The organism is Streptomyces sp. V3I8 (genome assembly GCF_030817535.1).
In the GTDB taxonomy this organism is placed as follows: domain Bacteria; phylum Actinomycetota; class Actinomycetes; order Streptomycetales; family Streptomycetaceae; genus Streptomyces.
Genome location: NZ_JAUSZL010000002.1, coordinates 8435450 through 8457296 on the forward strand (window position 1 = coordinate 8435450; position 21847 = coordinate 8457296).

Below are 21847 nucleotides of genomic sequence, written 5' to 3' on the forward strand. Positions count from 1 at the left end.
CCGGCCCGCGCGTCCGGGATCACGGGGCGAAGGTGTCGGTGAGGTGGACGCTGTAGCCGTCGTCCTCCATGAGCAGGACGGTCACACCGAAGGGGGAGGGGTGGTCGAGCTCGAGCGGGGTGAAGGAGTACGTGAGGGCGGCCTGGACCGGCGGGACGAGCTCGCCGCCGGGCTGCGGGTCCGGGGCGGGGAGCCACCGCGGCCCGGTTGCGGCCGGTCCGTCCGGGGAGGCGGCCAGGGGCTCGAGCGCGTAGGGGAGCTGGTGCAGCACGTGGCCGTCCCGGGTGGCGTGCACCATGTTCAGGCAGGGTGCCGGGCCGGTGACCGCGAGCCCGCACGAGGTGGCGACCTCACCGGTCTCCCAGGCGAGGACGACCTCGTCGGCACCTGCCGCGGCGGCGACGTTCGAGAGCTCGACGATCGCGCTCATGGCGTCCTGGCCGCCCTTGGTGGGCCGCAGCCGGACGAGCCCGACCAGTTCGCCGCGTACCAGCGGCATGATGACCGGGCGGGGCGCCGCGCCCTGCGTCAGATCCGCGGTGCACGCGTTCCTCATCGATGCGACCAGCGTGTCCCACGTCTGCGTGTCCACGGAGTTCCCCTCACGGCAGCCTGTTCACGAGCGACGCAGAGCCTGTCACGGCAGCCCGCTCCCGCGCCAACGGCCCCAGGTCCGAGGTCCGAGGTCCGGATAGGGAAGACCCCGACCGGACGGGGGAGACCGGCCGGGGCCGTGGGCGGTGTCCGCGGCACCCCGTCAGCGGACGACGTCGAAGACGCTCTTCTGCAGACCGTTGGCGTACGCCTCGTGCTCGACCAGCCGCAGCTTCTGGGTGTCCTTGTCCGTGTCGCTGAACAGACGCTTGCCGGCGCCGAGCAGGAGCGGGAAGACCAGCAGGTGGTAGCGGTCGATCAGGCCGGCGTCCGAGAGGTTCCGGCTGAGGGTGGCGCTGCCGTGGATGATGATCGGGCCGCCCTCGGTCTCCTTGAGCGCCGCGACCTCGTCGAGGGACCGCAGGATCGTGGTCGCCCCCCAGTTCGACACGAGGTCGTCGTCCTTGAGGGTGGTGGAGACCACGTACTTCGGCATCACCTTGTAGTCGGCGAAGTCCTCCATGTCGGGCCATACGGCGCTGAACGACTCGTAGCTGGTCCGGCCCAGCAGCATGGCCCCGGCCTCCTGCTGCTCCCGGCCCTTGATCTCGAACGCCTCCGGGAGGAACTCGATGCCCTTGAAGGTCCAGCCGGCGTTGCGGTAACCGGGCTCGCCGCCCGGGGCCTCCACGACGCCGTCGAGCGAGACGAAGGCGGTACTGATCAGAGTGCGCATCGAAGATCTCCTAGGTGTCCTGCGGTCGGTCCGGTGCCGTCGTGCCGCATGTGTTGAATCGCATGTGTCGAACTGTCTGACCGCCGGCCCCGGTGAAACTCATCGGTCGGCGGCCCCGGCGACCACGGCACCCACCGCGGATTCGGCGGGTTCGGCGGAATCGGGCGCCGGGGCGGGCTGTGCGAGGTGGTCGGCGACGAGCGCGGCGAACTCGTCCGCAGTGGCCAGGCGGATACCGAGGGCCTGCGCCTTGGCGCGTTTGGAGCCGGCTCCCTCACCCGCCACCACCAGGGCGGTCTTCTTGGAGACGCTGGAGGAGGAGCGGCCGCCGGCGCGCTCGATGAGCTCGTTCATCTCGTTGCGGCTGAGCTTCTCGAGCGCGCCGGTCATCGCGCCGGTCACGACCACCGTCATACCGGCCAGCGGTCCGCCCGGAGAATCGCTCCCTGCGGCCCCCTGCGCGCCCGCCGCGCCTGTGGCGTCCGCCGGGCCCGTCGTCCCCTCCCGGCCCTGCTGAGGGCCCTCCGCGGCACCCTCGGGGCCGTCGGCGGCCGTCACGCTCGGCGGGGTGGCGCCGGGCTCGGTCATGTTCACCCCCGCGGCGACGAGCTTGTCGACGAGCGGAGCCAGCTCGGCGAGTTCGGCGACGATGGACGGGGCCTTCTCGGTGCCGATGCCGTCCACCCGCTGCATCGCGGCGGCGTCGGCCGCACGGATGTGGTCCATCGTGGCGAAGTGACGGGCGATACGGCGTGACATGGAACGGCCCGTGCCCCGCACGCCCAGCGCGCACAGCACCCGCGACAGCGGCCGCCCCTTGGCGGTCTCGAGCGCCGCGAGGAGGTTGTCGGTACTCGTCGCGCCCATCCGGTCCAGGCTCAGGAGCTGGTCGCGGGTGAGGGTGAACAGCTCCGCCAGATCGGTGACCAGGCCCGCCTCCACGAGCTGGACGACGCGGGTGTGGCCGAGGCCCTCGATGTCGAGCTGGTCACGGCCCGCGGCGTACGAGAGGGAGGCGACCAGATGGCAGTTGCGGCCGTTCTCGCAGCGCCAGCGCTGTTCACCGGTGTCGATGTCGCCGCCGCAGCGCGGGCACACCTCGGGGAACACGACGGGCCGCTCGGCGCCGGTGCGCAGATGCGCGACGGGGGCTTCGACACGGGGGATGACGTCGCCGGCGCGGTGGACCATGACATGGTCGCCCAGGCGCAGGTCGCGCCGGGTGATGTCGGCCGGGTTGTGGAGCGTGGCGTAGGTGATGGTGGCCCCGTCGACGACCACCGGTTCGAGGACGGCACGCGGGGCGATGATGCCGGTACGGCCCACGTTCCACTCCACCTCCAGGAGCCGGGTGATCTTCTCCACCGCGGGCAGCTTGTAGGCGATCGCCCAGCGCGGGGCCCGCGAACCGGAGCCGGCGGTCCGCTGGTCGGCGGCCAGGTCCGCCTTGACGACGATGCCGTCGATCCCGAACGGCAGTGTGGCGCGCAGTCCGGCGATCTCCTGCACCCGCGCCAGGACCTGCTCGGCCGAGCCGGCGGTGGTGCCGGGGACGGCGGTGCCCGCGGTGGTGTTCACCCCGAGCTCCGCGGCACGGGTCATCAACTCGCTGTGGGACAGGCCGCGCAGCCGTCCGGCGAGCTCGGCCTCCGTGTCCGGCAGGGGCAGCAGGCCGTATCCGAAGAACGTCATCGGCACGGTGTAGGCGCGGTCCCTGGCTCTCAGGGTGCCCGCCGAGGCGCCGCGCGGATTCGCGAAGGGCTGGCCGCCGTGCGCGATGCGGACCTCGTTGGCGTGCTCGAACTGGGCGGTGGTCATCAGGACTTCACCGCGCACCTCCACCGTGACCGGCTCGGCCAGGATCTGCGGCAGGCCTTCGACGGTGCCCATGGCGTGCGAGACGTCCTCGCCGGCCGTTCCGTCGCCCCGGGTGATCAGGCGGGCCAGGCGGCCGGCGGTGTAGCGGGCGGCGATCGCCAGGCCGTCCAGCTTCGGTTCGACACTGAACCGCTCGACGTCGTGGCCGACGCGCCGCGCCAGCGAGGCCGTCCAGGCGGTGAACTCGTCGGGCGAGAACACGTTGTCGAGGCTGAGCATCGCCACCGTGTGCGGCACGTCGCCCTCCACGGCACCGCCCGCGACCTTGCCGGTCGGCGAGTCGGGCAGTACGTCGTCGGGATGCTCCGCCTCGTACGCGGTGACGGCACGCACCAGCCGGTCGTAGGTGTCGTCGTCCATCGGCGAGGTGCCGCCCGTGTAGTAGGCGGCCGACGCCTTGACCGCGTCCTCGACGGCCTGCGCGTAGGCGGCGGCATCCACGATCACTGCAACTGGTGTGGTCATGCCGTCATCCTGCCTCCCACCACTGACAACACCCCTGCTCCGGCGCCGCGACCGGTGCGTGGACGCCTGCCGGACAGGAGGCCCGGCGTGATCCAATGAGGGATGACATCCTTCTGGACCGGTGAGCGGATACGGCTGCGCGGTATCGAGCCCGACGACTGGACCGCGCTCAGGCGCTTCGCGACGGACGAGGAGCGCCTGGGCGACCTGGTGCAGGCGCCCCGTTCCGCGGAGGGACACCGTGCGCGGGCGAAGGAGCAGGCGGTCGCCGCGTCCGACGGCGACTGCTTCACCCTGGCGGTCGAAGCCGTCGACACGGAGGAGATGGTCGGTGCCGTCGGCTCCCACCATGCCGATGCGCGGGCCGGCTGGTTCCAGTACGGCATCACCATGGGTGCGGAGCACCGCCGCAAGGGATACGCGACGGAGGCCGCGGTGCTGCTGCTGCGGTTCATGTTCGACGAGCGGCGCTTCCACAAGTGCGAGGCGCGGGTCTTCGCGCACAACGAGGCATCGCTCGCACTGCAACGCCGGCTCGGCCTCGTCGAGGAAGGGCGGCTCCGCGAGCATGTGTTCTTCGCCGGCCGGCACCACGACGTGGTTCTGATGGGTGTACTCGCCGACGAGTTCGCGCGGTTGCACCCGACGACGCCTCGACGGACGACGGGCTGACGGGCCGGTGGGGGCCGTCCCGCCGGAGCCACCCCGCACCCGGGCGGCCCCGGCACGCCGTGGCGGACGCGGACCGGCGCGTGCCGGCGGCCCGGGAGCGGTGTCGCCGGCGAGGTGATCAGGCGGTGGCCGCGGCGGTCTCGGGCTCGGCGGCCGCGGCCGGCGCGGTGGTGGCCGTGTAGAAGACCGACGTGCCCTGCTTGTTGCGGTGCGCGCTGCTCCTGGCGACCAGGTTCTCGAGCGTGGTGCGCACGACGGTGGTCTTGATGGTGCGGTCGGGGTGGGCCGCGGTGAGCGCGGTGGTGATCTCGGCGGCGGAGCGCGGCTCCTTCTGCTCCTCCAGGTGCGTGCGGATCAGGTCCACGAGGCTCGGCTGGGCAGCGGTACCGGTTGCCGTCGCCGCGGGCTTCCCGGCCGCGGGCTTCTTGACCGCGGTCTTTTTCGCATCGGTCTTCTTGGCCTCGGTCTTCTTCGCGACGGTCTTCTTCGCGGTCGCGGCGGGGGCGGTCTTCTTCGGCTTGGTCTCCTGCACCGCCTTGGCCTGCTGGACCTGCTTGGTCTGCTTGGGCGCCCTGGTCCGCTTCTCCGGGGCGGAGGCCTGACTCGGCACCGGGGCCACAGCCGCGGCCGCCGCGGAAGGTGTGCCACCGAGCGCCTGCTGCATGTTCACCAGGACCGTGTGGTCGTGCTGCAGCGCCGACAACTGCTCCTGCAGTGCGGTGATGTCGGTGGCGATGCGGTCCTGCTCCTTGGTGTTGCGTTCGAGGTCACTCGTCACCTGCGCGATGTACTGCGAGGTGAGTTCGGTGGTGGAGGTCTGGTGGTCGGACATGGCTGGAGCCTTTCTGGGTCCGCCGGCACATGTGCGAGGAGAGAGGACATGTCCCCGCACGAGCGGCGAGTGGGTGAGTGGGACGGTGTCTGTCAGGACTGTGTGTCAGGGCTGGTCCGTCGCAAGGACACACCTGCATGCTTTGCGCCAGTGTAGAGATAGTACGCACGGGTGCAGCGTGATGTTCCTGATGTCTCTCCCGTCAACTGCCACCGCGGAGCCACGCGGTCATGTTCCGCACCCGAACTTTTGTTGCCCCTGCAACCCGGTGGCCGAGGTGCCGGCCCCGGCCCGGACGACGATCACGGTGACGGCGGTGACGACGGCGGGGGCGTCGAAGTCGGAGGTGTGCCCCGCGAGATGTTCCCGCTGACCGTGATGTTCTCCTCCACCCGGGGACGCCGCAGCGACTCGTAGCGGGACAGCGCGCTCTCGGTGTCGGGGGCGTCGCGCAGGGACTGCGCCAGGGCCACCGCGTCCTCCAGCGCCAGGGACGCGCCCTGCCCGGTCGCGGGGGAGGCCGCGTGCGCCGCGTCACCGATGGTCAGGGCACGGCCGGAGCGCCACCGTGTGCCGGTGGGGAGCTCGGTGGCGTTGGTGACCATGATGCGGCCCGTCGTGGCCGCCACGACGTCCGCGGCCGGGGTGTCGTCCTTGCGCAGCACCGGCAGGAGCAGCTCCCGCCAGTGGTTCGGGGTGCCCTGGCCGATCTCGTCGGCGGTCAGTGGCTCACCCGCCACCCGCGCGAACCAGTACGACCGGCCGTCCGGTGACACCGCATGGCCGAAGGCGGCGCCGCTGCCCCGCACCATCGTGATGCGCTCGCTCTCGCCGGCGCTCACCCCGGCCGGCGTCACGTCGCCCCCGCGGCCGTCCCCGTAGCCGTAGAAGACCCGTTGGCCCGCGTAGCGGGGCCGCACGGCCGGGGCGATGTGCTGCCGTACCACGGAGTGCAGGCCGTCGGCGCCGATGAGCAGGTCGCCGGTCGCGGTGCTGCCGTCGGTGAAGTGCGCGGTGACTTCGTCCGGGGCGTCCTGGAAGGAGGTGAGCCGGGCCCCGTGCCGGATGCCGATGCCCCGGCGGGCGGCCTCCGCCTGCAGGGCGGTGGCCAGTTCGGCGCGGTGCAGGCAGCGGTACCGCAGGACCGGGTCGTCGGCCTCGCCGAGCGGTACGTCGGCCAGCACGGCACCCGTGTCGTCGAGGACACGCATCGAACGCAGCGGGAAGCCGAGCGCCGTGACCGCGGCGGAGGCGTCCAGCCGGGCGAGCGCACGCATACCGTTGCTCGCGAGGGTGAGGAACGCGCCGATGTCCTCGGCCGAGTCGGGGTGCGCCTCGTACACGGTGACGTCCGCCCCCGCTCCGTGCAGGGCCAGCGCGGCCGCCGTACCGGCGATCCCGCCGCCGATGACAAGTACCCGCATGTGTGCGCTCCCTGAGTGGTGAGGTGTCGGAGCGGCCATCGCAGCACGGCGGGGGACACGGCGTAAAGGCGTCAGCGGTTTCGCATGTGCGTACGGTGCCGACCCCTAAAACGCTTGGACTGCCCGGGCACCGGCACGGGACAATCGCAGGACTGGCCCACCACTTCTACCCGAACCGCCGCACGACGACACGAGGCAGGGATGGGATTGCCCGAAGCGCGCAAGGTCCACCCGGGCAAGGGCGCGGTGTTTCTCGCCCTTCGCTACTACGCAAGGGAATTGGCCCGGTTCAAGTGGTACTCGGGACCCGCGATGCTGCTGCCGGCGCTGGGCAACATCGGCATCAACTACATCGCACCGCTGATCGTCGCGAAACTCGTCGGCCGCATCGCCGAGGACGGCGCGGTCGGCGTCTCCGAAGCCCTGCCGTACATCCTCGCCTTCGCAGGTGTGCTGTTGCTCGCGGAGACGCTGTGGCGCCTGGGTCTGCACTGCCTCAACCGGCTCGACGCCCACGGGATCGAGAGCCTGTACGTGATCGGCATGGACGAGCTGTTCGCCAAGGACGCCGCCTTCTTCCACGACAACTTCGCCGGTTCGCTGACCAAGCGGGTACTGAGTTTCGCCTCCCGCTTCGAGGCGGTCGTCGACACACTGACCTTCCAGGTCGTGGGCAGTCTGGTGCCGCTGGTCTTCGGATCGGTGGTGCTCTGGCGTTACGAACCGCTCCTGGTCGTGGGCCTGTTGACGATGATCGTGCTGACCGCCCTGTGCGTGGCGCCCCTCATCCGCCGCCGCCAGGCACTGGTCCGCACCCGTGAGGAGGCCATCGCACGTGTGTCGGGCCATGTCGCCGACAGCCTGATGAACATGGACACGGTGCGGGCGTTCGCGGCCGAGGAACGCGAGGCCGCCGAGCACCGCTCCCGTGTCGCGGAGTCGCGGCGGCTCACGCTGCGGTCCTGGGACTACGGCAACCTGCGCATCGACACGATCATCGCGCCCCTGTCCGTCCTCACCAACGCGCTGGGTCTGTTGCTGGCGATCGTGTTGGCCGGCGGCGGGCACGGTGTGGAGGCCGTCGTGGTGGCGTTCACGTACTACACGAACGCCACCCGGATCATGTTCGAGTTCAACCAGATCTACCGTCGTCTGGAAAGCGCGATGACGGAGGCCGGACAGTTCACCGAACTGCTGTTGCAGCAGCCCACCGTGCTCGACGCGGTGCCGCCCGAGCCGCTGCGCTCCCGGGCCACCGACGTCCGGTTCGAGGACGTGACCTTCTCGCACGCGGGAGCGGGGCCCCTCTTCGAAGGGCTCGACCTGACGGTGCTCTGCGGGACGAAGATCGGCCTCGTCGGCCGGTCCGGCGGCGGCAAGACCACGCTCAGCCGGCTGCTCCTGCGGATGACGGACCTCGACGCCGGCCGGATCCTGATCGGCGGGCAGGACATCAGCAGGCTGCGCCAGGCCGACCTGCGCAGCCTCATCGCCTATGTGCCGCAGGACCCGGCGATGTTCCACCGCACGCTGCGGGACAACATCGCCTTCGCCCGACCCGGTGCCACCGACGCCGAGATCCGCCGTGCGGCCGGGATCGCGCACGTCACGGAGTTCGCCGACACGTTGCCCGACGGCTTCGACACCATGGTCGGTGAGCGCGGTGTGAAGCTGTCGGGCGGGCAGCGCCAGCGGGTCGCGCTCGCCCGGGCGATCCTGCGCGACGCGCCGATCCTGCTGCTCGACGAGGCCACCAGCGCCCTGGACTCGGAGAGCGAGGTCCTCGTCCAGGAGGCGCTGTGGCGGCTCATGGAAGGACGGACGGCGCTCGTCGTGGCCCACCGGCTGAGCACGGTCGCCACCATGGACCGGCTCGTCGTCCTGGACCGGGGACGGATCGTCGAGCAGGGCACCCACCGGGAACTGCTCGCCTCGGGCGGCGCGTACGCGAAGTTGTGGCAGCACCAGTCGGGAGGCTTCCTCGACGACAGCTCGGCGGGGGCCGGGATGCGGTGAAGGAGGAGAGAGGCGGGGCGGCCGGATTCGAACCGGCGTCCTCCGAGATGATGTCGCGGCGCACTACCTCTGTGCTACGACCCCGCCCTGCCGGTGATCATAGGGTCCGGGCGCGACGAACGGCCACCCCGTTTCTGAAGGGCCGTCGGGCTCCCGCCCGGACTCGTCGGTGCTCATGCCTGGGTACGCCGCACGCACTCCGTGACGACGTCGCCCAGGCTTCCGGTCCGCTCCAGGACCTGCCGCTGGATGCGGGCGCCGTTGCCGTGGCGCAGCAGGTCCCCGGCGGTCTTGTGCGCGAGGTCGGTGTCCCCGCTGTCGTCCAGCGCGGGGCCGACGTGCTCCAGGAGCGCGCGGACGACGTCCTCGGCGGGCGCGGGCCGCATGGTCAGGGGGTGCAGGAGCTCCCCTTCGAGACCCGACCGGGCGGCCCGCCAGGCGGCCAGCCGCAACAGCTCCACGGTGTGGTCGGCCGGGGCCGTCCCCGCACGCCACTCGCGCGCCGCCGTCTCGACGAGCCCGCGGGTCAGCGTGGCGAGCAGGGTGGCGGTGCTCGCCTCCAGGGCGACGTCCGAGACCCGGATCTCGACGGTGGGGTACCGCTCGGCGATCCGCGCGTCGAAATAGACCATGCCCTTGTCCAGCAGGACACCGGTGGCCACCATGTCGTCGACCCGCCGGTGGTAGTCGGCGGCCGAGCCGAAGGGCTCGTTGGGGCCCGCCATGGGCCAGCGCATCCACACCCGGCTCCGGTAACTGCTGTAGAGGCTGTCCTTGCCCTGCCAGAACGGGGAGTTGGCGCTCAGCGCCGTCAGCACGGACAGCCAGGGGCGGATCCGGTCGAGCACCGCGACGGCCTCGTCGTCGGATTCGACCGACACGTGGATGTGGCAGCCGCAGACGAGCTGCTCCTGGACCGGCAGGCCGAATTCCTGCGCGATCCACTCGTACCGGCTGTTCATGCTCAGTGACGGAGTGACCGGCACCGGGGAGGTGGCCAGCGCCACCACGGCGGCGCCGATGTCCCCGGCGACGCGCGCCGCCTCCTGCCGGCAGCGGACGATCTCCGCGCCGAGGTCGTTCATGTCCGACTGCGGATGGGTGGCGAACTCCAGCTGCTGACTGTGCAGCTCCTTCTCGAACGTCTCCTCGGACGGCTCGTCCCTGGCGGCACGGGCGAGTACCGCGGCGGACAGGGCCTGTGGCTCTCCGGTCTTGGGATCGACCAGGAGGAGTTCTTCTTCCACTCCCACGGTACGCACGTGACAAAGCCTCCCATAAGGTTCTTCCGGGTAAAAGGAAGGAAACCGCCAGGCGGCCCGTCCTCCCGGAGTCCCCCTGCCCTGGAACCGGGGCCGAACACTTCGCCGGCCCTGCCCGGGCGGAACCGTCGCCGCCCGGGCAGGGCCGCTCATGAGACAGGGCGGCGGTCTCCCGGGACCTGGCGGCGGTCTCCCGCGGGCATGTCGGACACGGGAGACCGCCGGTGGTTCACAACACCCGTCGTCTGCGTCCCAGCCACGTCTGCGCGACCACCACCACGGCCAGGAACGCGCCGCTGACGACCTGCTGGTAGGCGGAGTCCAGGGAGCCGATCTGGTTGATGACGTTCTGGATCACCTTCAGCAGGAGCACGCCGACCAGCGAGCCGCTGACGAAGCCGAAGCCGCCCGAGAGCAGGGTGCCGCCGATGACGACCGCCGAGATGGCCTCCAGCTCCATACCCGAGCCGAGGATCGTCACGCCCGACGCCAGCCAGGCCGCGTTGAGCGCGCCCGCGAGACCGGCGCACAGCCCCGACAGGGCGTACACGGTGATCTTCGTACGGGCCACGGGGGCGCCCATCAGGGCCGCCGCGTCCTCGTTGCCGCCGACCGCGTACACGTACTGCCCGAACCGGGAGCGCCGCAGCACGACGGCGCCCAGCACGAACAGCGCCACCGTGATCCAGATCGGCACCCCGATGCCGAGCAGCGATCCCTGTCCGAGCGTCGCGAAGAACGAGTCCTTGTCGACCAGGTAGGTGCGCGAGCCCTCGTCGGTGATCGCCAGCAGGATGCCGCGGGCACCGAGCAGCGCGGCGAGGGTGACGATGAACGGGGCCAGGCCCGAGCGGGCGATGAGCAGTCCGTTGACCACGCCGATCAGTCCGCACACCGCGAGCGGCAGCAGGAGGGCCACCACCGTGCCGTACTGCGAGCCCCAGGCCGCCAGCACCCCGCCGAGGGCGAAGAGCGAGCCGACCGACAGGTCGATCCCGCCGGTGACGATGACGAAGGTCATCCCGAGCGCGACGACGGCCAGGAAGGCCGAGGACAGCGCCATGTTCTCCAGGTTGTCGCCGGTCAGGAACGTGTCGAAGCTCAGCGACGCCGCCACCATGGCCACCAGGAGGGTGACCAGGGCGCCGTGCTGCTGGGCCAGGGCGCTGAAGCGCTCGGCGCGGCCGGACGTGCCGTCGGCCCCGTCGGCGCCCTGGTGGGCGGCGGCCGGCTGCACGTCGGCCTTCGTGGTGGTTCCGGTGGTCATCGCTTCCCCCGTTCACGGGCCGCGTAGACGGCGGCGACGATCACCACGGCCTGGGCCATCTGCGTCCACGACGGCTGCAGGTCGTGCTTGATGAGCGTGGTGGTCAGCAGCTGGATCAGGACGGCCCCGGCGACGGTGCCGCCGATGCGTATCCGGCCGCCGGACAGGGGGGTGCCGCCGACGACCACGGCCGTGATCGCGGACAGTTCCATCAGGGTGCCCAGCGAGGTGGGGTCGCTGGCGGTCAGGCGGGCGGTCGCGAGGATGCCCGCGATCGCGGCCAGCGCGCCCGAGCACGCGTACACGACGATGAGGATCCGGCGCACCGGCAGCCCGGCCAGGCGGGCCGCCGGCCTGCTGTCGCCCACCGCGAGCAGCTGCCGCCCGAAGGTCGTGCGGCGCACCACGAAGGCCACCAGCAGGGCCAGTGCCGCCGCGATGAGGACGAGGTACGGCACGCCCAGCAGGTCGCCGGAGCCGAGCGACGCCATGCCCGGGTCGCGTACGTCCTCGAGCTGGGGGAGCAGCACCAGGGCGATCCCGCGTGCGGCCACCATGAGGGCGAGCGTGGCGACGATGGGCTGGACGCCCAGGAAGGCGATCAGCGACCCGTTCGCCAGCCCGACCGCGATGCCGCCGGCCACCGCCATGAGGACGGCCGGCCACATGCCGTAGCCGAGGTACAGGGACAGCAGCGAGGTGGACAGGGCCATCACCGAGCCCACCGCCAGGTCGACGCCCTCGGTGCCGATCGCCAGCGCCATGCCGAGCGCGACGACGAGGACCGGCGCGACCTGGACGGCCTGGGTGCGGAAGTTCTCCGCCGAGACGAAGTTCGAGGTGAAGACGAAGTTGAACGCGAGCAGGGCGACGACGCCCGCGTACACGCCGTACTCCTGGAGCAGGCGCAGCAGCCGCTCGCGGTCCACCTGGCCGCGTGCGAGCGTCAGGTCAGTCATGGGCGCTCCCAGCGGGTTTTGCGGTTTTTATCGGTTCCACGGGTTCCACGGGTTCCACGGGTTCCGCGGTGTGTGCGGGTCCGGTGGGGCCGGCCGGGTCCGCGGATGCCGCCGGTGCCCCCGGTTCGGCGGCGATGGCCCGCATCAGCGCGTCCTCGGTGACGGCGTCGCCGGTCAGCTCGTCGACGACCACACCGTCCTTGAGCACGATGATCCGGTCGCTTCCCTCGATCAGTTCCTCGGTGTCGGAGGAGATCAGCAGCACGGCGAGTCCCTCGTCGGCGAGCTCGTCGATGAGGGACTGGACCTCCGCCTTGGCGCCCACGTCGATGCCGCGGGTGGGCTCGTCGAGGAGCAGCACCTTCGGGTGCATGGCGAGCCAGCGGGCCAGCAGCACCTTCTGCTGGTTGCCGCCGGAGAGCTCGCCGACCTTCTGGTGCGGACCCGCCGACTTGATCCGCAGCCGTTTCACGAAGCCGTCCACGACCTCGTCGACGCGCGCGTTGTCCACCAGGCCGAACCGGGAGAGCCCGGGAAGCGCGGCGAGCGCGATGTTCTCCCGGACCGAGAGGCCGGGGGAGATGCCCTCGGCCTTGCGGTCCTCCGGCAGCAGGCTGATGCCGGCGCGGATCGCGGCCGGGGTGGAGCCGGTGCGCACGGGCACACCGCCGACCGAGACCCGGCCCGAGTCCGCCGACAGGGCTCCGGCGATCACCTTCGCGGTCTCGCTGCGGCCCGAGCCGAGGAGCCCGCCCAGGCCGACCACCTCACCCGGACGGATGGACAGCGACACGTCGTGCAACTGGTGACGGAGCGTCAGTCCCTTGGCCTCCAGGACCGGTTCGGCAGCCGCCCGGTGCGAGCCGGTGAACTTGGTCAGGCCCTCGCTGCGGACCTCACCGATGTCCCGGCCCAGCATGAGCGAGACCAGCCGCAGGCGCTCCAGGTCGGCGAGCCGCCCGGTGTGCACCACCCGGCCGTCCCGCAGCACGGTGACGGCGTCGCAGATCTCGTACAGCTCGTCCATGCGGTGGCTGACGTAGACCACCGCGATGCCGCGCTCGCGCAGCATGCGGATGACCCGGAACAGGGTGCGCACCTCACGCGGTTCGAGCGACGAGGTGGGCTCGTCCATGATGACCACGCGGGCGTCGAGGGCGACGGCCCGCGCAAGGGCCACCATCTGCTGGGCGCCCACGCCCAGGTCGCGCAGCGGACGCCGCACGTCGACCTGGATGCCCAGGCCGAGCAGTGCCTCCCCGGCCTCCCGGTGCATGCGCCGGAAGTCGATCAGACCGAGCCGGCCGCGGGGTTCGCGGCCGAGGAAGAGGTTGCGCGCCACGCTCATCAGCGGGACGAGGTTGACCTCCTGGTAGATCGTGGAGATGCCGGCCTGCTGGGCCTGCAGGGGTGTGGCGAAGCGGACCGGCGTGCCGTCGTGGACGATCTCGCCCGCGTCCGGCCGGTAGACGCCGGTGAGTACTTTGATCAGGGTCGACTTGCCTGCGCCGTTCTCGCCGACGAGGGCGTGCACCTCCCCGGCGCGGGCGGTGAAGTCCACGTCGGACAACGCCTTCACGCCGGGGAAGAGCTTGGACACGCCGGTCACGGAGAGCATGTCAGTAGGCCTTGCCGATGTCCGTCTTGGCGTTGGCCCCGGTGTACTCGGTGTCCTTGATGACGATGTCCTGAGCCACCTCGTCGCCCTTGGTGAAGCTGTCCAGGGTCTGGAAGGCGAGCGGCCCGAAGCGCGGGTTGGACTCGACGACGCCGCTGATCCAGCCGTCCACGATGCCCTGGACGGCGTTGCGGGTGCCGTCGATGGTCACGATCTTCACGTCGCCGGCCTTCTTGCCCGCGCCCTTGAGGGCGTTGACGGCGCCGAGGCCCATCTCGTCGTTCTCGGCGTAGATGCCCTTGATGCCGGGCTTGGACTGGATGAGGTTCTCGGTGACCGACTGGCCCTTCTCGCGGGCGAACTCACCGGTCTGCTGGAACACCACCTTGAGGCCGGGTGCCTGCGCCTTGATCTGGTCCACGAAGCCCTTGGTGCGTTCCGTGGTGACGTTGTTGCCCGCGGCGCCCAGCAGGATGGCGATCTCGCCCTTGCCGCCGGTCGCCTCGATCATCTGGTCGGCGGCCCGCTTGCCCTGCTCCACGAAGTCGGAGCCGATGAAGCTCACGTAGTCCTTGCACGCGGTGGCGTTGATCTTGCGGTCCACCGTGACGATCGGGATGTGCTTGGCCGCCGCCGTCTTCAGCACCGGCTCCCAGCCGTCCGAGTTGAGCGGCGCGATCACCAGCACGTCGGCGCCCTTGGCGATGAGGTCCTGGACGTCGCTGATCTGCTTGGAGAACTGCGACTGGGCGTTGGCGGTGAGCAGTTTGACGCCGCGTGCCTTCGCCTCCGCCCTGATCGAGGCGGTCTCGGCGATCCGGAAGGGGTTGGCCTCCTTCTCGGACTGCGAGAAGCCCACGGTGGCGTTCTTGAGGTCGAGCTTCTCGCCCCCGTACGCGGCGATGGTGCAGGCCGGCCCGGAGCCGGCGCTCGGCGAGGCGACCTCCTGGCCGGCGTCGGCCTGCTGCTCGGTGGCCTTGTCGTCGGAGGAGTCCTCGGACTTGGTGCATCCGGTCAGTGCCAGGCTCGTGAGGAGGCCGGTGGCGAGGAGGGTGCGAGCGGTGGTGCGACGAGAGAGTGCGGTCGGCTTCATTGCGGTCCCCAAACGGCGCGGCCCCGGAGCCGAGAGCGCTCCGGGTGGTTCGGTACTTGACGGGCAACACGGCGTGCACGGCGTTCAGGGGAGGTTTTTACATCGTTGGAAGGGGCGTGTAAACCCCTCCGTCCGATATCTCGACCGTTTCGTTCGGCCCGTCGTCAGCGTCGTCCCAGGGTGCTCTCCCGCTCGACCAGCCGGAACTCCGCCGTGAGTTCCCGTCCGCCGGGGTCCTGACGGCCGGAAAGACTGCGCAGCAACGAGGCCACCGCGAGGCGCGCGATCGCCTGCTTGTCCGGCGCGATGGTGGTCAGCGACACCGCTCCGAACCGGCTCTCGGCGATGTCGTCGAAGCCGACCACGGCGATGTCCCACGGCACCCTGAGCCCGCGCTCGTGCAGCACCCGCATGGCGCCGATCGCGATGAGGTCGTTGAAGGCGAACACCGCGTCGGGCCGCAGGCCCGCGTCCAGCAGTTTCGCCATGGCGTGGGCGCCGTCGTCCCGGTCCCAGCCGCCGACCGGCACGATCAGTTCCTCGTCGACCGGCAGGCCCGCGGCGGCCAGCTCGGCCCGCCAGCCGTCCAGTCGCAGGTGGGCGGGCCGGTTCGTGGAGTCCGTCCGCGTACCGAGGTAGGCGATCCGGGTCCGGCCGCGGTCCAGCAGGTGGCGGACCGCCGCCCGGGCGGCCGCGACGTTGTCGATCGCGATGTGGTCGAAGGGCAGACCGTACTCGCGCTCGCCCAGCAGCACCAGGGGCACGTCGTCGGCCCGGCCCTGCAGGTCCTCGGGCTCCAGCTCCAGCGGGCTGAGGATCAGCCCGTCGATCACCCGGGCCCGGAAACCCTGGCTGACCAGCAGTTCCTGTTGCCGCTCGCCGCGCGTGTGGTCCAGCAGGACCGTGAACTCGTGCTCGGCGGCGGCGTCGATGACCGCACCCGCGAGCTCGGCGAAATAGGGGTTCCCGAGCTCGGGGACGGCGAGCGCGATGATGCCGGTACGGCCTTTGCGCAAATGCCGTGCGGTGAGGTTCGGCCGGTAGCCGAGCTCGTCGATGGCCTCCTGCACCCGTGTGCGCATCGCCGGTGTGATGTGCGGATAGTTGTTCACCACGTTCGAAACGGTCTTGATCGAGACGCCGGCCCGTTCGGCCACGTCCTTCAGGCTGACCCGCAAAGGATCTCCTCGGCATCGACGGGAACTCCGCGCGACCGGAGCTTTGTCATGGACCTGGACAGCGGGCGCGAGCCCGTGCTCTCATGCCAACTGCTGTTGCTTCCAACGTTGTACAGACTGAAGCTCCGAGCCGCCACCCTTCCTCACCCTAGGAGGATTCGTGCGCATCAGACCACTGCGGAACCGACTCGCCCTGCTCGTCGCGGCGGTACTGGGTGCCGCGGGACTCGCCGCCGCGCCCGCCGCGACGGCCGTGGACGATCCCCCCGAGGTCCACGGCCTCAAAGGCGAGTACTACACCCAGTCCGCTCCCGGCGCCTTCGACTTCCACGAGCTCAAGGCCACCGGAATGGACACGCAGCTCGACTTCGACAATCTGGAGTCCCGGCTGCGTTCGGCCACCGGGAAGGCGGACGACGTGAGCGTCCGCTGGACCGGCCGGATCGTACCGGAGAGGACCGGACCCACCACCTTCTCGATCACCGGGGACAACGGCTTCAGGCTGTGGGTGGACGGGAAGATCGCCATCGACCACTGGGTCGACGACTGGGACCGCGAACAGACCGCCCAGCCGGTCGAGTTGACGGCCGGCAAGGCCTACGACATCAAGGTCGAGTACTTCGAGCACTACGGGGGCTCCAACCTGCACGTGCGCTGGACCCCGCCCGGCGGCACCAAGGCCGCGATCCCGCAGTCGGCCTTCCTGCTGCCCGCCGGCTACGACTACAACGGTGCCGTCGCCACCACCGTCCTCAAGGACGGCCGCACCCTGCGCCTCGACTTCGCGCAGCGGCTGGAGGCACCCCCGGCCGGTCTCCCGGACCACCTGGACGCGGTGATCGGCGGGGCGGCCTGGCCGCTCGGCCGGATCAGGCTCGACCCGGCCGACTCCAGGTCCTTGCTGATCGCGCTGAAGGAGCCCGTGGTCGGCAACAAGACCGGCACCGCGCGTGGCTCCGCCGATGTGCGCTACGACGGAGCCGGCGGACTCACCGGCAAGGACGGCAACGTTATCAGGTCCTTCTGGAGCAGCGGTACCAACAAGTCGACCCACCAGTTGAGCACCCGGTGGGGCAAGGACGTCACCCCGGCCAACGCCCACCGCGAGTACCCCAGGCCCCAGCTCACCCGCGACGACTGGAAGAACCTCAACGGCAGCTGGCAGTTCGCGGCCGCCGAGGCGGGGGAGCAGCCGCCGATCGGCAGGAAGCTCGCCGAGAAGATCCTCGTCCCGTACCCCGTCGAGTCCCAGCTGTCGGGCATCGAACGGCACGAGGACCGGATGTGGTACCGGCGCACCTTCACCGTTCCGAAGGACTGGAAGATCGGCTCGAAGCAGCGTCTGCGGCTCAACTTCGGCGCGGTCGACTGGCGTTCCGAGGTCTACGTCAACGGCACGAAGGTCGTCGAGCACCAGGGCGGCTACGACAAGTTCGGCGCCGACGTCACCGACGCCCTCGAGCCGGGCCGCACCCAGGAGCTGATCGTCGGCGTCTACGACCCGACGGACGCCGCGGACGGCGAGAACCCGCCGATCGGCAAGCAGCGCCTCGACCCGAGCGGCATCTGGTACACGCCGTCCTCCGGTATCTGGCAGACGGTGTGGATGGAGCCCGTCGCCGCCGATCACGTCGACTCGCTCGCCCTCACCCCGGACGTCGACGCGGGCACGCTGACGGTCGTACCGAAGGGCGTGCGCGAGGGAGTGCCGGTCACCGCGACCGCGTACGAGGGCAAGCGCAAGGTGGCCACCGTCTCCGGCCGCACGGGCAGCCCGCTCACCCTGAGGATCCGCGACGCGCGTCTGTGGTCGCCGGACGACCCGTTCCTGTACGACCTGAAGGTCCGCGTCGGCAAGGACCGGGTGGACAGCTACTTCGGGATGCGGTCCATCGCGGTGGAGAACGTCGGGGGCACCCCCCGCACCGTCCTCAACGGCGAACCGGTCTTCATGATGGCCACCCTCGACCAGGGTTTCTGGCCCGACGGACTGCACACCGCCCCGAGCGACAAGGCTCTCGCGTACGACCTGAAGATGCACAAGGCGATGGGCTTCAACTCGGTCCGCAAGCACATCAAGGTCGAGCCCGACCGGTGGTTCTACTGGGCCGACCGGCTCGGCCTGCTCGTCTGGCAGGACATGCCGGCCATGACGGCGGGCGTGAACCCGTCCGCCACCGCCCGCGCCACCTACGAGCGCGAGATGAAGCAGATGATCGACGAGCACATCAGCAGCCCGTCGATCGTCATGTGGGTCACCTTCAACGAAGGGTGGGGCCAGTACGACGTGGGCCGTATCGCCGAGCAGGCCAAGGCCTGGGACCCGACACGGCTGGTCAACAACCAGTCCGGCCTCAACCTCGGCGCCGACGGCGGCGCCGGCGACATCATGGACGAGCACGGCTACCCGAGCCCCGCACTGCCGCCGCATCCGGACGGCAGACGGGCCCAGGTCATGGGCGAGTACGGCGGCCTCGGCCTGGCCGTGCCCGGCCACGCCTGGTCGGTGCAGCAGTCCTACGTCGACGTCGACCCGGCCACGTACACCGACGACTACCTCACCAAGCTCGACGAGGTGCGCGCCCTGGCCTGCAGGGGCGGCAACGGCGCGGTGTACACCCAGATCGCGGACGTCGAGGGCGAGCTCAACGGGCTGATCACGTACGACCGCGCGGTCGTCAAGCCCGATGTGCGGCGGCTCAAGGCGGCCCACGAGTCCCTGATCGAGGACGTGTCCCGGGCGACACCCGCCGGTTGCGCCTGACACCGGTCGGACCCGGCCGGCAGCGGTTGCGCCTGAGGCCGGCCGGGTCCGACACGGGGTGTGCCTGACCGCTGTCGGGCCCGGCAGCGATCGGGCCCGACAACGGTCGGGTCTGGCAGCGGTCGGGTCTGACCGCGGTCACGTCCGGCACCGGTCACGTCCGGCGCCGGACGCGTGGTGACATCCGGGCCGCCCGGCGGAACGCCTCCCCGCCGATCGCCGGGCGGCCCGGCCCCGCTCCCGCTCCTCCCCGCTCTGCCCCCTCCCCGTCCTGTCCCGCTCCCGCCTCGAACCGCCCCGGCCCCGGATGCCGAAGCGGGCGGGAGGGGTCAGGCTGGAGGAGTGGGGCCGAACATCGTCACGGTGCCCGTGCCCGTCGAGCCACCTCCTGCTCACTGCCGGACGGGCCCGGTCCCCACGGCCCGGGCCGCCGCCACGGCGGTCCGGACGTCCGTCCGTGCGAGGAGGGGCCGTGAACGATGCCGCGTCCGACGGGTTCGTGCACGTCAGGGGTGCGAGCGAGCACAATCTGAAGAACGTCGACGTGGACGTCCCCCGCGACGCCGTGGTCGCCTTCACCGGCATCTCCGGTTCGGGGAAGTCCTCGCTCGCCTTCGGCACGCTGTACGCCGAGGCCCAGCGCCGCTACTTCGAGTCCGTCGCGCCGTACGCCCGCCGCCTGCTCCAGCAGGTCGGCGCGCCGCACGTCCAGGAGATCTCCGGACTGCCGCCCGCCGTGGCCCTCCAGCAGCGGCACGGCGCTCCCGGCTCCCGCTCGACGGTCGGCACCCTCACCACCCTGTCCAACCTGCTGCGGATCCTGTACTCGCGGGCGGGCACTCACCCGCCGGGCACCCCACGGCTGGCCGCCGAGGCGTTCTCGCCGAACACCGCGGCCGGTGCCTGCACGCGCTGCCACGGACTCGGAGCCGTCGTCGACGTCGCCGACGACCTGCTCGTACCGGACCCGTCCCTGAGCATCCGGGAAGGCGCCATCGCGGCCTGGCCCGGTGCCTGGCAGGGCGCCAACCTGCGCAGCGTCGTCAGCGCTCTGGGCATCGACATCGACAAGCCGTGGCGCAGGCTCCGGAAGAAGGACCGCGACTGGCTCCTGCACACCGACGAACAGCCCTCGGTCCTGATCGAGCCGGAGGCCGACCGGATCGACTACGGCTACCACGGCACGTTCTGGAGCGCCCGCGCCCACATCATGCACGTCCTCGCCGACTCCAGGAGCGAGCGCATGCGGGAACGGGCGATGCGTTTCGTACGCAGCGTGCCCTGCCCGGAGTGCGGGGGCAGCGGCCTGCGGCCGGAGGCCCTGTCCGTGACCTTCGCCGGCCACTCCATCGCCGAGGTCAACGCGCTGCCCCTGGCCGAGCTCGGCACGGTCCTGCGGCCGGTCGCCGAACTGCCCGCGACCGGGGCGGCCACCACGGCGGACCCGTCCGGGGAGACGAGCGAGGTCGCGGTACGCCTCTGCGCGGACCTGGTCGCCCGGATCGAGGTGCTGCTCGGCCTGGGCCTCGGCTACCTCGCCACGGGCCGCCGCTCGACGACCCTGTCACCCGGCGAGGCACAGCGGCTGCGCATCGCCACCCAGCTCCGCTCGGGCCTGTTCGGCGTCGTCTACGTCCTCGACGAACCCTCCGCCGGCCTGCACCCGGCCGACGCGGAGCCGCTGCTGGACGTGCTGGACCGCCTCAAGGCGGCGGGCAACACGCTCTTCGTCGTGGAGCACGACCTGGACGTCGTGCGACGGGCGGACTGGGTCGTGGACATCGGCCCCGGCGCGGGCGAGGGCGGCGGCCGTGTCCTGTACAGCGGCCCGGTGCCCGGCCTCGAACAGGTCGCGGAATCCGCGACCGGCCGCCACCTGTCCGGGCAGGCCCCGCCGCCGGCGCGCCGCCCCCGCGAGCCGCAGGGGTGGCTGAGGCTGAGCGGCGTCACCCGGCACAACCTGCGGGACGTCTCGGTCGGCGTACCGCTCCGGGTGCTGACAGCGGTGACCGGTGTGTCCGGGTCCGGGAAGTCGACACTCGTGACCCAGGTGCTCGCCGAGGTCGTCCGCGGTCACCTCGGGCAGGGCCCCGACAGCACCGAGGACGCGGAACTGGAGGTCGACCTGCGGGACGCCTCCGGGCTCGACTCCTTCGACCGGCTGGTACGGGTCGACCAGCGCCCCATCGGCCGGACCCCCCGGTCCAACCTGGCGACGTACACGGGCATGTTCGACGCGGTCCGCAAGCTGTACGCGGCCACGGACGAGGCACGCGCGCGCGGCTACTCGGCGGGCCGGTTCTCCTTCAACGTCGCCGAGGGCCGCTGCGGGACCTGCCGGGGCGAGGGGTTCGTCGAGGTCGAGTTGCTGTTCCTGCCCGGGACGTACACCCCCTGCCCGGCCTGCCACGGGGCCCGGTACGACGCCGAGACGCTCGAGGTGACGTACCGGGGCAAGAACGTCGCGGACGTGCTGGCCATGCCCGTGGACGAGGCCGCCGGGTTCCTCGCCGACGTCCCGGCCGCCGCCAGGAGCCTGGAGACACTGCGGGAGGTCGGCCTCGGCTACCTGCGGCTGGGGCAGCCGGCCACGGAGCTCAGCGGCGGCGAGGCCCAGCGCATCAAGCTGTCCACGGAGTTGCAGCGGGCCCGCCGCGACCACGCGCTCTACCTCCTCGACGAACCGACCGCCGGGCTCCACCCCGCCGACATCGCCCTGCTGCTGCGGCAGTTGCACCGGCTCGTCGACGCGGGCAACACGGTCGTCCTGGTCGAGCACGACCTCGACACGATCGCCACCGCCGACTGGATCGTCGACCTGGGCCCCGGTGGCGGGGACGCGGGCGGCCGGGTGATCGCCGAAGGCCCGCCCGCGAAGGTGGCGGCGTCGCGGCGCAGCGCCACGGCGCCGTACCTGGCGCGCCGCCTGGCCCGGGCCTGAGAGGGCCGCGACGCGCCGGGAGACGCGTCGGCGCCGCGGCTGCGACGCGCCCTGTCGGACGGATGTCGGTGGCCGGGTGCGGCTGTCGGCGATCGGCAGGCGATCTGTCGGTGGCCGGCGCGAGCCTGGGCGGCGGGGCGCTCGGGAA

At 71.4% G+C, this 21847-nt stretch carries 15 protein-coding genes; 4 read left to right on the top strand and 11 right to left on the bottom strand.

Features of this window, described 5'->3' with window-relative positions:
• Window positions 1-19: 19 nt before the first annotated feature.
• From QFZ75_RS37245 to ligA, 3 genes are all read right to left on the bottom strand, one after another.
• Window positions 20-592 carry a hypothetical protein gene (locus QFZ75_RS37245; protein WP_307543841.1) on the bottom strand — a complete coding sequence of 191 codons (573 nt, stop codon included), beginning with the start codon at window positions 590-592 and terminating at the stop codon, window positions 20-22.
• 165 nt (window positions 593-757) lie between these two features.
• Complete coding sequence (locus QFZ75_RS37250) at window positions 758-1330, bottom strand: dihydrofolate reductase family protein (RefSeq protein ID WP_307543842.1); 573 nt, start codon at window positions 1328-1330, stop codon at window positions 758-760.
• Window positions 1331-1429: 99 nt separating this feature from the next.
• Window positions 1430-3673: an NAD-dependent DNA ligase LigA gene (gene ligA, locus QFZ75_RS37255; protein WP_307543843.1), complete on the bottom strand. Its 2244-nt coding sequence runs from the start codon at window positions 3671-3673 to the stop codon at window positions 1430-1432.
• A gap of 102 nt (window positions 3674-3775) precedes the next feature.
• Between ligA and QFZ75_RS37260 the strand changes: the two genes are divergently transcribed.
• The gene (locus QFZ75_RS37260; RefSeq protein WP_307543844.1) at window positions 3776-4345 is read left to right on the top strand and encodes a GNAT family N-acetyltransferase; all 570 of its coding nucleotides are present in this window, start codon (window positions 3776-3778) and stop codon (window positions 4343-4345) included.
• 118 nt (window positions 4346-4463) lie between these two features.
• Here the strand turns inward: QFZ75_RS37260 and QFZ75_RS37265 are convergent, their stop codons facing one another.
• Window positions 4464-5177, bottom strand: coding sequence for a hypothetical protein (locus QFZ75_RS37265; protein WP_307543845.1), 714 nt, complete (start codon window positions 5175-5177; stop codon window positions 4464-4466).
• Between the two features lie 302 nt (window positions 5178-5479).
• A complete protein-coding gene (locus tag QFZ75_RS37270) occupies window positions 5480-6601 on the bottom strand; it encodes an FAD-dependent oxidoreductase (RefSeq protein ID WP_307543846.1) in 1122 nt (373 codons plus the stop codon).
• A 201-nt stretch (window positions 6602-6802) separates the two neighbouring features.
• Here QFZ75_RS37270 and QFZ75_RS37275 point away from each other — a divergent pair, with 201 nt between their 5' ends.
• The gene (locus QFZ75_RS37275; protein ID WP_307543847.1) at window positions 6803-8617 is read left to right on the top strand and encodes an ABC transporter ATP-binding protein; all 1815 of its coding nucleotides are present in this window, start codon (window positions 6803-6805) and stop codon (window positions 8615-8617) included.
• A 173-nt stretch (window positions 8618-8790) separates the two neighbouring features.
• Here the strand turns inward: QFZ75_RS37275 and QFZ75_RS37280 are convergent, their stop codons facing one another.
• The 6 genes from QFZ75_RS37280 to QFZ75_RS37305 all read right to left on the bottom strand — a co-directional run bounded on the left by QFZ75_RS37280 (window position 8791) and on the right by QFZ75_RS37305 (window position 15994).
• A complete protein-coding gene (locus QFZ75_RS37280; RefSeq protein ID WP_307543848.1) occupies window positions 8791-9879 on the bottom strand; it encodes a glutamate--cysteine ligase in 1089 nt (362 codons plus the stop codon).
• Between the two features lie 229 nt (window positions 9880-10108).
• The gene (locus tag QFZ75_RS37285) at window positions 10109-11146 is read right to left on the bottom strand and encodes an ABC transporter permease (RefSeq protein ID WP_307543849.1); all 1038 of its coding nucleotides are present in this window, start codon (window positions 11144-11146) and stop codon (window positions 10109-10111) included.
• Window positions 11143-12105 carry an ABC transporter permease gene (locus tag QFZ75_RS37290; RefSeq protein ID WP_307543850.1) on the bottom strand — a complete coding sequence of 321 codons (963 nt, stop codon included), beginning with the start codon at window positions 12103-12105 and terminating at the stop codon, window positions 11143-11145. The genes QFZ75_RS37285 and QFZ75_RS37290 overlap by 4 nt, the downstream gene beginning before the upstream one ends.
• Complete coding sequence (locus QFZ75_RS37295) at window positions 12098-13723, bottom strand: sugar ABC transporter ATP-binding protein (RefSeq protein WP_307543851.1); 1626 nt, start codon at window positions 13721-13723, stop codon at window positions 12098-12100. Before QFZ75_RS37295 ends, QFZ75_RS37290 begins: the two co-directional genes overlap by 8 nt.
• Before the next feature lies 1 nt (window position 13724).
• Complete coding sequence (locus tag QFZ75_RS37300) at window positions 13725-14816, bottom strand: ABC transporter substrate-binding protein (RefSeq protein ID WP_307543852.1); 1092 nt, start codon at window positions 14814-14816, stop codon at window positions 13725-13727.
• A gap of 164 nt (window positions 14817-14980) precedes the next feature.
• Entirely contained in the window at window positions 14981-15994 is a 1014-nt protein-coding gene (locus QFZ75_RS37305; RefSeq protein ID WP_307543853.1) for a LacI family DNA-binding transcriptional regulator, read from the bottom strand.
• A gap of 160 nt (window positions 15995-16154) precedes the next feature.
• Here QFZ75_RS37305 and QFZ75_RS37310 point away from each other — a divergent pair, with 160 nt between their 5' ends.
• Window positions 16155-18758 carry a PA14 domain-containing protein gene (locus QFZ75_RS37310; RefSeq protein WP_307543854.1) on the top strand — a complete coding sequence of 868 codons (2604 nt, stop codon included), beginning with the start codon at window positions 16155-16157 and terminating at the stop codon, window positions 18756-18758.
• Window positions 18759-19230: 472 nt separating this feature from the next.
• On the top strand, window positions 19231-21699 hold the full coding sequence (uvrA, locus tag QFZ75_RS37315; protein WP_307543855.1) for an excinuclease ABC subunit UvrA: 2469 nt from the start codon (window positions 19231-19233) through the stop codon (window positions 21697-21699).
• Window positions 21700-21847: the final 148 nt, after the last annotated feature.

Bases quoted from the DNA above. Each gene is read 5' to 3' on its own strand.
- QFZ75_RS37285 (WP_307543849.1), bottom strand. From the start codon at position 11,146: ATGACCACCGGAACCACCACGAAGGCCGACGTGCAGCCGGCCGCCGCC.
- QFZ75_RS37250 (WP_307543842.1), bottom strand. From the start codon at position 1,330: ATGCGCACTCTGATCAGTACCGCCTTCGTCTCGCTCGACGGCGTCGTG.
- QFZ75_RS37260 (WP_307543844.1), top strand. From the start codon at position 3,776: ATGACATCCTTCTGGACCGGTGAGCGGATACGGCTGCGCGGTATCGAG.
- QFZ75_RS37295 (WP_307543851.1), bottom strand. From the start codon at position 13,723: ATGCTCTCCGTGACCGGCGTGTCCAAGCTCTTCCCCGGCGTGAAGGCG.
- QFZ75_RS37300 (WP_307543852.1), bottom strand. From the start codon at position 14,816: ATGAAGCCGACCGCACTCTCTCGTCGCACCACCGCTCGCACCCTCCTC.
- QFZ75_RS37275 (WP_307543847.1), top strand. From the start codon at position 6,803: ATGGGATTGCCCGAAGCGCGCAAGGTCCACCCGGGCAAGGGCGCGGTG.
- QFZ75_RS37265 (WP_307543845.1), bottom strand. From the start codon at position 5,177: ATGTCCGACCACCAGACCTCCACCACCGAACTCACCTCGCAGTACATC.
- QFZ75_RS37290 (WP_307543850.1), bottom strand. From the start codon at position 12,105: ATGACTGACCTGACGCTCGCACGCGGCCAGGTGGACCGCGAGCGGCTG.
- QFZ75_RS37270 (WP_307543846.1), bottom strand. From the start codon at position 6,601: ATGCGGGTACTTGTCATCGGCGGCGGGATCGCCGGTACGGCGGCCGCG.
- ligA (WP_307543843.1), bottom strand. From the start codon at position 3,673: ATGACCACACCAGTTGCAGTGATCGTGGATGCCGCCGCCTACGCGCAG.